Origin of the sequence: Marinomonas sp. TW1 (assembly GCF_001625355.1) — a bacterium.
In the GTDB taxonomy this organism is placed as follows: domain Bacteria; phylum Pseudomonadota; class Gammaproteobacteria; order Pseudomonadales; family Marinomonadaceae; genus Marinomonas.
This window is the reverse complement of the sequence record NZ_JSEE01000003.1, coordinates 102,817-117,839: the sequence shown is the minus strand read 5'-3', so window position 1 is coordinate 117,839 and position 15,023 is coordinate 102,817. Positions and strand designations below refer to the sequence as shown.

At 46.3% G+C, this 15,023-nt stretch carries 10 protein-coding genes; 3 read left to right on the top strand and 7 right to left on the bottom strand.

Annotated elements, in window-relative coordinates:
* Positions 1-159: 159 nt before the first annotated feature.
* The 5 genes from cmk to gyrA form a co-directional block, all read right to left on the bottom strand.
* The gene (cmk, locus tag OA79_RS03665; protein WP_063331863.1) at positions 160-843 is read right to left on the bottom strand and encodes a (d)CMP kinase; all 684 of its coding nucleotides are present in this window, start codon (positions 841-843) and stop codon (positions 160-162) included.
* A gap of 19 nt (positions 844-862) precedes the next feature.
* Entirely contained in the window at positions 863-3,100 is a 2,238-nt protein-coding gene (locus OA79_RS03660; RefSeq protein ID WP_063331862.1) for a prephenate dehydrogenase/arogenate dehydrogenase family protein, read from the bottom strand.
* Between the two features lie 6 nt (positions 3,101-3,106).
* Positions 3,107-4,228 carry a prephenate dehydratase gene (gene pheA / locus OA79_RS03655; protein ID WP_063331861.1) on the bottom strand — a complete coding sequence of 374 codons (1,122 nt, stop codon included), beginning with the start codon at positions 4,226-4,228 and terminating at the stop codon, positions 3,107-3,109.
* A 4-nt stretch (positions 4,229-4,232) separates the two neighbouring features.
* Complete coding sequence (gene serC, locus OA79_RS03650; protein ID WP_063331981.1) at positions 4,233-5,312, bottom strand: 3-phosphoserine/phosphohydroxythreonine transaminase; 1,080 nt, start codon at positions 5,310-5,312, stop codon at positions 4,233-4,235.
* 74 nt (positions 5,313-5,386) lie between these two features.
* Entirely contained in the window at positions 5,387-8,041 is a 2,655-nt protein-coding gene (gyrA, locus tag OA79_RS03645) for a DNA gyrase subunit A (protein WP_063331860.1), read from the bottom strand.
* 355 nt (positions 8,042-8,396) lie between these two features.
* Here gyrA and ubiG point away from each other — a divergent pair, with 355 nt between their 5' ends.
* The 3 genes from ubiG to OA79_RS03630 all read left to right on the top strand — a co-directional run bounded on the left by ubiG (position 8,397) and on the right by OA79_RS03630 (position 13,069).
* The gene (gene ubiG, locus OA79_RS03640) at positions 8,397-9,119 is read left to right on the top strand and encodes a bifunctional 2-polyprenyl-6-hydroxyphenol methylase/3-demethylubiquinol 3-O-methyltransferase UbiG (RefSeq protein WP_063331859.1); all 723 of its coding nucleotides are present in this window, start codon (positions 8,397-8,399) and stop codon (positions 9,117-9,119) included.
* 21 nt (positions 9,120-9,140) lie between these two features.
* Positions 9,141-9,884 carry a YciK family oxidoreductase gene (locus OA79_RS03635; protein WP_063331858.1) on the top strand — a complete coding sequence of 248 codons (744 nt, stop codon included), beginning with the start codon at positions 9,141-9,143 and terminating at the stop codon, positions 9,882-9,884.
* A gap of 74 nt (positions 9,885-9,958) precedes the next feature.
* Entirely contained in the window at positions 9,959-13,069 is a 3,111-nt protein-coding gene (locus tag OA79_RS03630) for an insulinase family protein (RefSeq protein WP_063331857.1), read from the top strand.
* On the opposite strand, the gene OA79_RS03625 is transcribed toward OA79_RS03630, so the two are convergent.
* Together OA79_RS03625 and fabV are read right to left on the bottom strand one after the other, a co-directional pair.
* Positions 13,046-13,582, bottom strand: coding sequence for a hypothetical protein (locus tag OA79_RS03625; protein WP_063331980.1), 537 nt, complete (start codon positions 13,580-13,582; stop codon positions 13,046-13,048). The genes OA79_RS03630 and OA79_RS03625 overlap by 24 nt on opposite strands.
* A gap of 116 nt (positions 13,583-13,698) precedes the next feature.
* Positions 13,699-14,901 (bottom strand): enoyl-ACP reductase FabV, encoded by a 1,203-nt coding sequence (gene fabV, locus OA79_RS03620; RefSeq protein WP_063331856.1) that lies wholly within the window; start codon positions 14,899-14,901, stop codon positions 13,699-13,701.
* Positions 14,902-15,023: the final 122 nt, after the last annotated feature.

The following is a 15,023-nucleotide window of genomic DNA, read 5'->3' as shown; positions in this document are numbered from 1 at the left end:
TAGTTGAACTAAGTCTTAACCACACTGCCAGCAAGATGTGGGTCAATTTTTATAAAATTTGCGATACAGGTTTACTGGCCCCCATATCGACTTGGTCAACATTTAAACTATTTTAGCACACTTAACGCACAAAAAAGAACACATGCGAAAAAGAACAAGCTATGCAAAACCCGCCTTGGCTGTTTCAGCAAGGATGATTTCAACAACTTGTTCTATGGTTAAGTCAGTACTATCGATTACAAGCGCACCAGCCGCAGGGACAAGTGGCGCGATGACACGATTTGCATCACGCTCGTCACGCTCTTTAATCGTTTTAACTAATGTCTCTAGATTAACAGTTTCGCCTTTTTGCTGCAATTGCAGAAGACGTCTTTGTGCTCGCTCTTCAGCGGAAGCCGTCAAAAAGATTTTAATTTGCGCTGATGGGAAAACGACCGTCCCCATATCGCGACCATCCGCCACCAAACCTGGCGTTTGAGCGAACGCTCGTTGACGAAGCAGTAAACCCTGACGAACTTCTGGGATCGCTGCTAATTTTGATGCCGCGTTGCCAACTTCTTCAGTTCGAATGGCCTGAGTGACCACCTCACCTTCAAGCACAATTTCAACCTTACCTTCAGCCGACTGCTGGAACTGAATATCCAAATGTTCAGCCAATACCTTTAGTGTTTCCACATCATTTTCAGACATACCGTGGTGTGACACTGCCAACGCTAAAAGTCGATACAAAGCACCACTGTCTAACAAATGCCATCCCAGCTTTTCTGCTACCAATTGACTTACTGTGCCTTTACCAGCACCACTTGGACCATCAATCGTAATAACTGGGCCTTGGTTAATCATAACTATTCCTCTTAAAAAACTATTGCGCCACTGAGCAATGTAAACCTAATTGCTTAGCCTGCGCGTCTAACTCACTAAATTCTTCTAATAATGTTTGGCAATCTTCTATTTGAGTAATCGTTTTGCTTCTTACCCCCAGCGCCAACATAGCAAGCGCCAAATATTGATCACCCGCGCAGTCCAATTCCCCTCCCTGTGGAACACCGCCATCAATACTCAAACAACCACTTTCAATCTGCGCATTCACTTGCACCAGACCAAAAGCGTCGATCAGGGCTAAGACTCTGTCTTCATGGTAATAAGGCAATTGCCCAATACCATCCATTCGAGATTGACCTTTAGCATAAGCCGCCGCCACACAAAGCAACGGCATTAGGGTCCTTAACTGATTGGTCTGCTCAACTGACAACTGAAACGCTGACAACTCAGCAAAGCGCACCACAACTTGCCCTTCATATAAACCGGAGGACCCCTTAGCAGGCATGTCAATATCGGCGCCAATCTGCTTAAGCAAAGCAAAATACGCAAACGCTCTGGCATCTAAGCCTAAATTCGTCATCACCAACTCAGAACCCGGCAACAAACTGGCCAATAACGCCATCCAAGCCGAGCTGTACATATCCGCAACGATCTCAACATCCGTTGCGATCAGCTCACCCGATACAACCGATATTGTCGCTTCAGAACGAGTAACAACCACGCCAAAGCGCTGTAATAAAACTTCCATTTGAGTGACGTCTTGCGGCGCATGCGTCAAACTCGCATCTTGTTCAGCAAACAAACACGCCATAAAGGCACTGACCATTAATTTTTGCGACGCGCCGTCCAAACTAAAAGACAAAGCTTTGGGCACTGCTGGCGTCATTTTAACTGGCAAACAATCCTCACGCTCAAATGCTAACTCAACCCCCATGGCCCTTATTAAATCAAACACATCCGTTCGAACGCGATTTAAAAGAGGATCGTCCGCCGTCACAGAAACAGCAAAAGGCTGCCCTGCTAAAACAGGTAATAAGACATATAAACTTAATTCAGATCGATGCAAATTAATCGGTGCAATTGGCGCTCTTAAACCTCGCAAACCAACACCGTGTACTCGCAACGAACTTTCGGACAGCGTCTCAATAACCACGCCCATATCACGTAACGCCTGAATCGTGACTCGAACGCCGTTATCAAGACAAACATTCGTTAATTGACTCACGCCATTCGAAAGCGCAGCCATAGTAATCGCAATATGTGACAAAGATTTGTCACCCGGCAAAGAAACCTCACCTTTTACAACTGACGCAGGCAGAACCGACAGAGAAACCGAACTAGTATCTTTTTGCGGCGCAATAGTACGCTGCTCAAGCAACCTTAAGAAATGATCTCGAGCAGACTTTGCGCGAGTAAAGACACCAAACATACTCGCGCCATCACCTTGTTCAATGGCCTCACGCATATCCGCCAAACGCGCCGTAAACTGGTCAAGCGTCGCTAAGGTAGCCTCTTTATTGGCTAAGAACACATCTCGCCACATGACAGGGTCACTGGAAGCAATTCGCGTAAAATCACGAAAACCACCGGCGGCAAACTTAAAGACATCTTGACTGCGATCACTGTTGGCTAGAGCATCTACCAAGGTATAGGCCAACAAATGAGGTAAGTGACTAGACGATGCCAACACATGGTCATGGTGTTCAACATCCATACTCACAACGTCGGCACCAATCGCGCGCCACAAGCGATGCAAACGATCCACTAGCACAGGATCACTATCGGCGGCAGGCGTTACAATCGCCATGTGTTTTTCAAACAATTGAGAGTTGGCGGCCAATACACCGCTTTTCTCTGCACCAGCAATCGGGTGACCGGGAATAAAGTTAGCCGGCATATGACCAAATACAGAAACCGCGGCCTCCACCACACTGCCTTTCGTTGAACCCACATCGGTCAACAAAGTATGCTCAGCAAGGTACGGTTTAATATCAGCCAATACGGAGGCCATGGCACGCACTGGCGTTGCCAGCACAATGACATCCATCTGAGCGATGAATTGCTCGGTCAATTCAGCTGGATAATCAATCACCCCTGTTGACACACCTAAGGCCAATTCTCCTTCACGGCGATCAACCGCATAAAGTTCTGCCAAGCCTCTTTCTTTTAACGCCTTCGCAAAAGAACCGCCAATCATCCCCAAGCCAACAATCATGACTTTACCAAATGAAAGTTGGTCGTGCTTCAATCGATCTTTTGTCAACTTAGATTCACTCATTGCTAATTACAGCACCGCCACAGGATAAGAACCCAACACTTTTACTTCAGACGCTCGGCTTCGCAGCTCTTCTATGACAGCCTGACATTCTGGATCTTGATAATGTCCAACAAAGTCGATGTAGAAGATGTAGCCCCAACGACTCATTAAGGATGGACGTGTTTCCAAACGAGTCATGTCGACACCGTGACGCTCAAATGCTTCCAATAAACGATACAGAGCACCCGGTTCATTCTTCGCACTAATCAACAACGAGGTTTTATCTTTACCACTTGCAGGCACATCCTGTGTGCCCACGATTAAGAAGCGAGTGGTATTATCAGGGCGGTCTTCAATATTGGCCGACACCTTCACCAAATCGTACAATTCGCACGCCACTTCTCCAGCGATCGCAGCGATCGCTTGACCACTGCGCCCCGCCTCTGCGGCTAAGCGAGCGGCTTCAGCATTAGAACTCACCGCCACGCGCTCCACATGTGGCCAATAGCGATCCAACCAAGCACGGCACTGAGCCAAAGATTGTTGATGCGAGTAGATATGCGTAACATCATCCGCATTCACATTTGGACTTAACAATAAATGATGATGAATACGCTCTTCCACTTCACCACATATTTTCAATTGCGAATCACGGAAGGTATCCAAAGTGTGATTCACCACCCCTTCGGTAGAATTTTCAACGGGCACCACGCCATAGTTAGCCGCACCAGATTCCACTTCACGAAACACTTCATCGATTGCCGCCATAGGCGCACTGATAATCGACTTACCGAAATGCTTCAATGCAGCCTGCTGAGTAAAAGTCCCTTCCGGTCCTAAAAAGGCAATGCGCATCGGTTTCTCTAATGCCAAACATGAAGACATGACCTGACGGAAGATCTTTGCCATTTCCTCATTACCCAGCGGCCCTTCGTTACGCTCCATAACGCGACGCAATACTTGAGCCTCTCGTTCAGGCCGGTAAAAAACAACCGTTTCATCACCCTGCTCAGCCAATTTCACTTCGGCTACTTTCTCTGCACAGCGGGCACGCTCATTAATCAAGGACTGGATTTGCGAATCAATACTATCAATGCGATCCCGCAACAGCGGTAGCGTGTCCGGCACTACCGATTTTGAATTAGACATATCATTACCCGTAACGTTTCTCAAAGGCTTTCATGAAATCAATCAAGGCTTGAACACCTTCCATTGGCATCGCGTTGTAAATACTGGCACGCATACCGCCAACAGAACGATGCCCCGCCAAAGTACGTAAACCAGCGGCTTCAGACTCTACCAAAAACGTCGCTTCTAACGCCTCATCTGCCAAGGTAAAAGGCACATTCATACGCGAGCGATTTTCTGGCGCGATAGGGTTAGCGTAAAACGCACTTTGATCAATGAAATCATACAAGGCTTTCGCTTTCGCTTGGTTAACGGCTTCCATGGCCACAACACCGCCCTGCTCTTCCAACCACTCAAACACCAAGTCAGCCAAATAAATAGCGAAGGTCGGCGGCGTATTAACCATAGAATCGTGTTTCGCCAAATTGGCAAAATTCCAGATCGACGGCAAGGCATCATCGCATCGCGCCAACAAATCCTTGCGGATAATACAAATCACAATCCCAGCAGGGCCAACGTTTTTCTGCGCGCCTGCGTAGATAACGCCATATTTACTGACATCAATTTTGCGTGACAAGATGGTTGAAGACAAATCCGCCACAATCGGTAAATCGGTTTCAGGCAAATCCGCAAACTCTAAACCACCAATGGTTTCGTTTGGACAAAGATGCAAATACGCCGCACTTTCATCTAACTCTAAGTCAGACCAATTCGGCACATAAGTGTAATTATCTGCTTTAGAGGAGCCCACCACATTCACCTTGGTGTATTTTTTCGCCTCTTTAATTGCTTTCGTCGACCAAGCACCCGTGTCTAAATAACAAGCCGAATCATAACCTTTAGCCAAGTTCGCTGGAATTTGAGCAAACAGAGTAGACGCGCCGCCCTGCACAAACAATATTTCGTAGTCATCACCAATCTCAAGCAAGCGCTTCAAGCGTGCTTTTGCCGACGCCAAGATTGACATAAACTCAGCACTGCGGTGACTCATTTCCATAACAGAGACACCAGCACCATGCCAATCCAACAACTCAGCTTGGGCCTTCTTCAATACTGCTTCTGGCAGTGCCGCTGGACCAGAACAAAAATTGTATACTCGACTCATCCCCTGTTTACCTCTAAAAATCAGGATCCAATCTAAACAAAAGCGACGCATCAAGTGCGCCGCTTTATTACTACTTAATCTTCTGCTGCGTCGGGCTCTTCTGCCGCCGCGGCTTGATTCTCAGCCTCAGGTACCTGTAGTTCGTCATCCTCGTCATCACTTTCTTCGTCTTCTTCAACGCGAACCACACCCACTAGGTGTTCATCATTGGTTAAACGAATCAATGTCACGCCTTGGGTATTACGCCCTTGACAAGACACTTCACTAACACGAGTTCGAACCAACGTACCCTGATCCGTAATCAACATGATTTCATCGGTTTCTTCGACCTGAGTCGCACCAACCACTGGACCGTTACGATCAGACACTTGGATACCGATAACACCTTGACCACCACGACCATACACTGGGAAGTCTTCAACCAAAGTACGTTTTCCGTAACCATTCTCACAAGCCATTAACACTGCCGTGCCTTCTTGCGGAACAATAAGAGAAACCACTTTCGCATCTTCACCTAGGCGAATACCACGTACACCAGCAGCCGTACGACCCATTGGACGCACATCACCTTCTGAGAAACGAATGGTTTTGCCTGAGCTTGAAACCAACATGATGTCGTTCTCACCAGACGTTTGCGCTACACCAACCAAGGCGTCAGTTTCATCTAAATTGAGCGCAATCAGACCTGTAGAGCGCGGACGAGCAAAGTGCTCCATCGCCGTTTTCTTCACCGTACCGTTGGCCGTTGCCATAAAGATATAGCTGCTTGCCTCTTGTACATCCTCTTCTTCATCAGAATCGGATTTTTCAGGTGCGGTTAATGGCAATAGCGCAGAAACATGTTCGCCTTCAGCCAATGGCAATAAATTCACAATCGGACGACCTTTCGAAGAACGACTGGCCACCGGAATTTCAAACACACGCAACCAGTACACTTTACCAAAGTTGGTAAACAGCATGACGGTATCATGACTGCTGGTCACCAATAAGTGGTTAATGTGATCTTCTTCTTTCATTGCCGACGCTGACTTACCACGACCACCACGACGCTGAGCTTTGTACTCCTCAAGCGGCTGTGATTTGGCATAACCCGTATCCGAAATGGTCACCACCATTGGTGCTTCATCGATCAAATCCGCAATGGTCAGATCTTGGCGAGACGTCAGAATTTCGGTACGACGAGCATCGCCAAACATTTCACGCACGTCTTCCAATTCTTCACGAATCACTTCCATCAAACGATCTGGGTTAGACAGAATTTCTAGCAACTCACCAATCAAGTCAATTAATGCACGGTATTCGTCCATTAATTTTTCATGCTCTAGACCGGTCAAACGGTGCAAACGCAAATCCAAGATAGCTTGTGCCTGCTCCGGCGACAAATGGTAAGTACCATCGACAAAACCAAACTCTACAGCCAAATCATCAGGACGACACGCATCCGAACCAGCACGTTCGAGCATGGCCATGACGTTACCTGGCTGCCATGATTCCGCAACCAACTTCTCTTTGGCTTCCGCAGACGTAGGTGAGTTTCGAATTAACTCGATCACGCGATCAATATTCGCCAACGCCACCGCCAAACCTTCTAAGATATGGCCACGTTCGCGCGCTTTACGTAATTCAAAAATGGTTCGGCGAGTCACCACTTCACGGCGATGCTTAACGAAACATTCTAAAATTTGTTTCAAGTTAAGCAATTGAGGACGACCATCAACCAAGGCCACCATATTCATACCGAACACAGACTGCAATTGAGTTTGGGTGAAGATGTTGTTTACCACTACATCAGGGTTCTCACCACGACGCAGTTCAATCACGATGCGCATACCGTCTTTATCAGACTCATCACGCAACTCGCTAATGCCTTCAAGTTTCTTATCTTTGACCAACTCAGCAATCTTCTCGATCACTTTAGCTTTATTCAACTGATAAGGAATTTCAGTAAAGACGATGGCTTGGCGATTGCCTTTTTCCATGTCTTCAAAGTGATGGCGAGCACGCATGTAAATACGGCCACGACCTGTTTTGTAGGCTTCAATGATGCCAGCACGGCCATTAATAAAGGCCCCTGTTGGAAAATCAGGCCCTGGGATATGTTCGATCAACTCATCAATAGTGATGTCATTATTGTCAATGACAGCCAAACAACCATCGATCACTTCGCCTAAGTTGTGTGGTGGGATATTAGTGGCCATACCAACGGCGATACCCGCTGAGCCATTTACCAAGAGCCCAGGTACACGAGCTGGCAAGACTTCAGGCATGAACTCAGTACCGTCGTAGTTAGGTACAAAGTCGACCGTTTCCTTTTCCAAGTCCATGAGAAGATGATGAGAAATCTTCTCCATACGGATCTCTGTATAACGCATCGCTGCGGCACTATCACCATCCACCGAACCAAAGTTACCTTGGCCATCGACTAGGGTGTAGCGCATGGAAAATGGTTGCGCCATACGGACTATCGTATCGTAAACTGCAGAGTCACCATGAGGGTGATATTTACCGATTACATCACCAACGATACGTGCTGATTTTTTATACGGTTTATTCCAATCGTTTTTAAGTTCATTCATCGCAAATAGAACGCGACGGTGAACAGGTTTTAACCCATCTCGTACATCTGGTAATGCGCGACCCACGATAACACTCATCGCGTAATCGAGATAAGACCCTTTAAGTTCATTCTCGATACTGACGGGAATAATTTCTTTGGCTAATTCACCCATAGATACAATCGATCCTTATGCCTCGTAAGCCCGAAGGGCTTCCTAATATCTTTTTTATAAGCGCCGCATTATACCACAAGGAAATAAATAACACCCCTTCCAGCAAGATGTTTTGTTGCCTATTCGTGTAATTATGATCTCACTGCAATGTTGCCCCGTAAAATTCTTTGTCCGGGGTCAAAATCTTACCCATGAAAAGTGCAAAATAAGAATTGTTATTGGTCTCTATAAAGTCTTAACGCTATACTTATCTTAATGACCACTGGCGGCCTTTCTTTCGCACCTTTGACCGCCATAACAACCTGAGTCCAACTCACCGGACGCATCACTCATCCAATGTACATAAGGCATATCCATGACAACGAATACTCAACAAACCAACGTCGATCTTGATGAAGTTGCCAAATTTGAAGCCCTGGCCAGCCGTTGGTGGGACACCGAAAATGAATTCAAACCATTACACGATATCAACCCACTGCGCACCAACTACATTAATGAGCGCGCGGGGCTAGAAGGCAAAAAAGTCATCGACATTGGCTGCGGTGGCGGCATTCTGTCTGAAGCCATGGCCCAGCATGGCGCTCAAGTGAAGGGCATCGACATGGGCGAAGCACCGCTTGCAGTGGCCAAACTTCATCGCGAAGAATCTAACTTAGCGATTGATTACGAGCGCATCACTGCCGAGGAAATCGCCGAACGCGAAGCCGAACAATACGACGTAGTGACTTGTTTAGAAATGCTTGAACACGTTCCAGACCCAGCATCGGTCATTCGCGCCTGCATGAAACTGGTCAAGCCAGGTGGTCACGTATTCTTCTCGACCATCAACCGCAACCCGAAAGCTTATCTGTTTGCCATCATTGGCGCTGAATACATTCTCAACATGCTACCCAAAGGGACACATGACTACGCCAAATTCATTCAGCCAGCCGAATTAAACAGCTATGCGCGCGAGGCCGGATTAGACGTTCAGCACATGACAGGCATGACTTACAACCCACTAACTAAAGTCTACAAGCTCACTGATAAAGACGTGTCCGTTAACTACTTAATGCACACCCAGAAACCCACCGCCTAACACAAGGCATAAGGAGGAGATATGTTCGATTATCAAGCCCCAAGCCAACTACTATCAGGCAAAATTATTTTAGTCACAGGCGCAGGAGACGGCATAGGTAAAGCCGCCTCCCTCGCTTACGCCAAACATGGCGCTACGGTTATTCTATTAGGCCGCACAACCAAGAAACTAGAAGCGGTTTATGACGAAATTGAGCGCAATGGCTACCCTCAAGCCGCCATCGTACCGCTCAATCTAGACGGCGCTTCCGAGCATGAATATTTAGAACTGGCCAACACCTTAAAAAGTGAGTTCGGCCAGCTTGATGGCATTTTACACAACGCCAGCTTACTGGGAGACAGAGTCGCCCTTAAACACTACGACCCAACCCTGTTTGAACAAGTCATGCGTGTCAACGTCATGAGCCAACTCATGCTGACACAAGCTCTTTTTCCGCTACTAGAACAATCACCTGCGGCTTCCATTATCTTTACGTCTTCTGGAGTAGGTCGCACAGTAAAAGCCAAATGGGGCGCTTATGCTGTCTCTAAATTTGCCACTGAAGCCATGATGGGACTGTTTGCCAGTGAACTGAGCGACAGCAACCCTAACATCCGTGCCAACACCATTAACCCTGGCGCCACTAGAACGGCCATGCGTGCAGCTGCTTATCCAGATGAAGACCCTCAAACCCTCGCGACAGCCGACGACATCATGCCGCTTTACCTGTATCTAATGGGTAAAGACAGCCTGACAATCAACGGCCAATCCATCAATGCACAATAAATAATTCGTAATTTCAGCAATGGGGGCACACTCCCCCATTGCATCCATTCAGCGGCATCAGTTAATCTGAACTCATGATTAAAGCCGTAACCATCCTTTTCTACCTGTTTAGCCTTACCTTTAGTTGTGCTCTAGTTTCAGCACAAGAGACCAATCCGTCTGAAAGACAAGTTGATGACGCACAAGCCGCGAAGCCTATCTCTGCCGAGGACAACACTTCGCCGTCACACCTCAAGCCGCCTTCGCACACCAATACAGACACACCGCAAAGCAACACACAAAGACAAGAAGCCGCCTCAACCGAGATAGACACACCTACTGCAAACCAAGCGACAAATCTGACCACCAATCATGACTTAATTGGTAAAATTGAAGAGATGCCACATAAAAGTCGCACCGATCAAAGCCAATACCACTTCATCACCCTACCCAATGGACTCAAAGTCACCTTAGTTAGTGACCCGCAAGCCGAAAAGTTTGCCGCCTCACTTTCCGTCAAGGTTGGCAGCTTCCAAGACCCAAACCAACAGCTCGGACTTGCTCATTTATTGGAACACATGCTGTTTCTTGGCACCGAAAAGTACCCAGAATCTGGCGACTATCAATATTTCATACATGACCACGCGGGGACACACAATGCCTATACCAGCACAGACAACACCAACTACTTTTTTGACGTTAAACCGTCTGCCTATGAAGGCGCTCTCGATAGGTTTTCACAGTTTTTTACAGCCCCTTTGTTTAGCGAATCCCTAACTCAAAGGGAAAAAAATGCCGTTGATGCAGAATACAAAGCCAAAATCAAAACAGACAGCCGTCGTAATAACCAAGCCCTCAAAACACTCATCAACCCAGAGCATCCCTACAGCCGCTTTACAGTGGGAAACTTAAAAACACTCAAAGACAGACCCAACCAACCACTGAGAGAACAAATACTGAGCCTATACCAACAGCATTATTACGCCGAAAACATGGCCTTGGTTTTGGTCGCCGATCTTGGCCATGAGCAATTGGCCAGCCTTGCAAAACGCTATTTTTCTGACATTCCACAACACGCCAGACAGCCCAGCCAGGATCAGATTTACCCAGACTTAATCAAAAACGATTTAGCGTCACCAAGACTTCAGTTTGTACGCTCATTATCTGATCGCAACAGCATTCGCTTTCACTACCAAATCCCAGCGCAAGGACAGAATTACAAAACCCAGCCCACACGCTATCTGTCCTACATTTTGGGAAACGAGAACAAGCAGTCTCTCTACTCAACCTTAAAGTCAGAGAACCTAATCACCAGCATTTCAGCGTCTACGAGCAATGATTACGGTCACAACGCCTTTTTCACCGTCAACATCAACTTGACCAATAAGGGCATGAAACACATAAACGATGTCGCGAAACACTTTTTCGCCACCATCAGTCTACTTAAATCCTCCCCCGTGAACCCCATGTACTTGGATGAAGGTCTAAAACTCAGCCGTTTGATGTTTAACAACCAAAGCTATGTTACCCCTATCCGTTTGGCCCGCTCACTTTCAGCACGCATGCTAAACGTCAGCCCGACCGACTTACTTAGCAGCTACAGAATTGAAAAAACCGCCCCAAAAGAAGACGTTCAAGCACTTTTAAAGCAACTAACGCCCAATAACCTACTAATACAAATTGCCAGCAAACAACCCTTCCCAGAAGACTGGGCTGCCAAACCCTCTCATTGGCAAGAAGAGCCTTGGTACCAGACCCAATATAGCAACCATCATTTCAGCCAAGCTTTTTTGGACATGATGACCTTAGCGGTAAAAAGCACTTTCGTTAGCCTTCCGCAAAAAAACCTCTTCATTCCCAATAGCCTTGAACTGATAGAGGAAGTGGACGACAAACCGACGGTGGTATTTGAAGAGCAAGGCTTCCGCTTCTGGAATAAATCCGATCCGAGCTTTAACAAACCAACCGCCATGAATTTTTTAGCAATCCGCTTTGATCATGCCGGCGATACCGCCAAACACATGCTTGCCAATCGATTATGGACACGACTGTTCAATGCCAGCATCAGTGAAGCCACCTACTCACCCTATGTTGCTGGCCTGGGTTACAGCTTTTACCCACACGTCAATGGCGTCACCCTGCGCACTAACGGCTACTCTGACAAGCAAGGTGAATATTTAACTTGGTTGGTCGACCAGTTATTTCTTTATCGCCCCAACCGAGAAAGGTTCGAACAAGCCAAACAGCAATTAGCAAAAGATTTTAAAAACCAACAAAATCGCCAAGCGTTTCGTATTGCGAACACAGCCTTCAATACACTCATCACCAAAAACAGCTACACCACAGACGCCCTAGAGCAAGCATTACAGGCCTTATCCTTTCGCGATTACGAAAGCTTCACCAAACAAGCTAGAGAGAGCTTCAACATAGTCGGTTACAGTACTGGCAACACCACCAAAGCAAACACCAAAAAGCTTGCTGAAACCTTATACCAACGCTTCATTGGCCGCCTTGTTGAGCGTGCACCAGTAAAAATAGAAACCAAAACTATTTTGCCACAGCAAACACTGCATACCCCCTTTACATCCAGCAGCGATGACAGTGTCATTCTTTACACCCTGATTGACACCAGCCATCAAGGTCAAGACGAATCCCCAACCGCAATCGCTCAGAAATGCTACTTCACCTTACTGAATACGTTATTAAAGAGTGCTTTCTACCAAGAACTGAGAACAGAAAAACAAATGGGCTACATTGTCGGCACGCAAAATTTAAGCATTCGCAATACCCCTATTTTAGGCTTGCTGGTGCAATCCCCTAACAAAGATAACCTAACCATAATCAGAGCCATTGAGCGCTTTTTGGATGAACAGGAAGTCAAGTTGAAAAACTTAACTGATGAAGCGTTCACAACAGCAAAGAATGCCATGCTGACAAACGTCATACGAGAAGCCAAAAATCTGAGTGAAAATGCCCTAAAAGAGTGGCCTCAAATCGCCAAATCCGAACCTAACTTTAAAACCAAAGAAGAATGGATTGATGTCATAGAGCAGATTAAAAAAGAGGATTTTGTACATTTTGTAAAACAGAAAATTGAGTCCAATCAGACCACTCGAATCATTGTACACAACAAGGCCTTTCCAGATGAGCTAAATGGTGATCAAACAATCTGGCAAGAAGCCTCAGCCACCGATCAGAGTCTCTAATTTTTTCTGTTTGGATTGTAATGATTCACTTGTTTTTCCAGAAGGAATCGGTGTCACACCCTGCCCAATTGGCGAAAAGTCGCCCACCTCAGGTTTCACATCTTGCGCCGATACGGCATCACCGCGCTCATTCAATAGACCGATTTCAGGCATCATACGCAACCTTCTCTCTTCAATCTCGTCTGGCACATTTCCGGTAAACAAAACCGTAAACGGCGCATCTTTGGTTCGCTGATTAACTTCGTCGTAGATTTCTTGCTCACGCTGAGCAATGGCATTTTCTTCCAAGTAGGACGCTTCTGATGCATTAGAAGACACCACCACATTTGGCTTACGCTCTTGAGAGGCCTTATCAACCGGAATAATCGACACTTCATCTTTTGAACTTAAAACAACTTGATGCTCCGCCCGAATCACTTGATTGCCGTAAATAATTTCCACAGGCTGGCGTTCAACTGTTTGCGCATAAACAGCCGAAGAAAAGACGCACAACACATAACAAACAAGCTTCATAGTCTTACCAAGCAAATCCAACAAACACACTATAAGAGATATCCCCATAATAAAAAAGGAGTTCAGATAACCTCTGAACTCCTTTTATCGGAATGTATCTCAATAGCTTGAGTCGATTACAGGGTAATCACCTCAAAATCGGCCACTGGATTCACATCCGCTTCATAATCCACACCATCGATTCCAAAACCGAACAACTTCAAGAATTCGTCTTTGTAAAGTTGGTAATCGGTTTTCGCAAACAAGTTTTCATCATTCACTTGTGGCCAAAGATCACGACACGCCTGCTGCACATCATCACGTAATTCCCAATCATCCAAACGCAGACGATTCGCTTCATCAGCAAGTTCTGCAGGGTTATGATTATTAAACAAACGCTCCGCAAACATGCGATAAATTTGATCCATACACCCTTCATGCAGACCTTTTTCACGCATCACCTTAAACACCATCGCTAGGTACAGTGGCATAACAGGGATAGCGGAAGACGCTTGTGTCACCACAGATTTAAGAACTGCCACATTTGCCCCACCTTTCAAGGCAGACAATTGTGTATTGATGGCGGTAGAAGCACGATCCAAATCTTCTTTCGCTTTCCCTAGAGCACCGTGCCAGTAAATAGGCCAAGTGATATCAGAACCAATGTAAGAGTAAGCAACAGTGCGAACACCTTCAGCCAAGACGCCTGCTTCCTGTAGCGCAGACATCCATAATTCCCAATCTTCCCCACCCATTACGGTGGTAGTTGCGGCGATCTCTTCTTGCGTAGCTGGTTCAATTTCCGCTTCGATGATGACATCTTTGTTAGTATCTATGGCTGTAGAGCGGTATGGCTGACCAATTGGTTTCAATACAGAACGAATCACTTCACCTGTTTCAGGCAATTTACGTACTGGCGACGCCAATGAATACACCACCATATCAATTTGACCAAGGTCTTCCTTGATCAACTCAATCACTTTATCTCGGGCTTCATTAGAGAATGCATCACCATTGATGCTTTTCGCATACAGACCTTCTTCTTTCGCCGCTTTATCAAATGCCGCTGCATTGTACCAACCCGCTGTGCCTGGCTTTTTCTCTGTTCCTGGTTTTTCAAAGAACACACCAATTGTGGCGGCGCCTGATCCAAACGCTGCGGCAATACGTGAAGAAAGACCATAACCACTAGAAGAACCAATCACGAGTACTTTTTTAGGGCCATTTTCAATGGCACCATTTTTCTTTGTAAGCGCAATTTGCTCTCTTACATTTTGCTCACAGCCCACTGGATGAGTCGTTGTACAAATAAATCCACGAATTTTTGGTTTAATGATCATAGTATTTTCTCAACATCATGTTTTGCTTACGTCTTGCCTGACAATCCCTTCAAATGAGACAGGCAACACAAATGTGACCGCCATGATACAATAGCCGAAACAATATGTCCTGATTCTCGTTT

What these genes read in the sequence shown, in the direction of transcription:
- cmk (WP_063331863.1), bottom strand. Translation starts at nt 843, where the DNA reads ATGATTAACCAAGGCCCAGTTATTACGATTGATGGTCCAAGTGGTGCT.
- OA79_RS03660 (WP_063331862.1), bottom strand. Translation starts at nt 3,100, where the DNA reads ATGAGTGAATCTAAGTTGACAAAAGATCGATTGAAGCACGACCAACTT.
- pheA (WP_063331861.1), bottom strand. Translation starts at nt 4,228, where the DNA reads ATGTCTAATTCAAAATCGGTAGTGCCGGACACGCTACCGCTGTTGCGG.
- serC (WP_063331981.1), bottom strand. Translation starts at nt 5,312, where the DNA reads ATGAGTCGAGTATACAATTTTTGTTCTGGTCCAGCGGCACTGCCAGAA.
- gyrA (WP_063331860.1), bottom strand. Translation starts at nt 8,041, where the DNA reads ATGGGTGAATTAGCCAAAGAAATTATTCCCGTCAGTATCGAGAATGAA.
- ubiG (WP_063331859.1), top strand. Translation starts at nt 8,397, where the DNA reads ATGACAACGAATACTCAACAAACCAACGTCGATCTTGATGAAGTTGCC.
- OA79_RS03635 (WP_063331858.1), top strand. Translation starts at nt 9,141, where the DNA reads ATGTTCGATTATCAAGCCCCAAGCCAACTACTATCAGGCAAAATTATT.
- OA79_RS03630 (WP_063331857.1), top strand. Translation starts at nt 9,959, where the DNA reads ATGATTAAAGCCGTAACCATCCTTTTCTACCTGTTTAGCCTTACCTTT.
- OA79_RS03625 (WP_063331980.1), bottom strand. Translation starts at nt 13,582, where the DNA reads ATGAAGCTTGTTTGTTATGTGTTGTGCGTCTTTTCTTCGGCTGTTTAT.
- fabV (WP_063331856.1), bottom strand. Translation starts at nt 14,901, where the DNA reads ATGATCATTAAACCAAAAATTCGTGGATTTATTTGTACAACGACTCAT.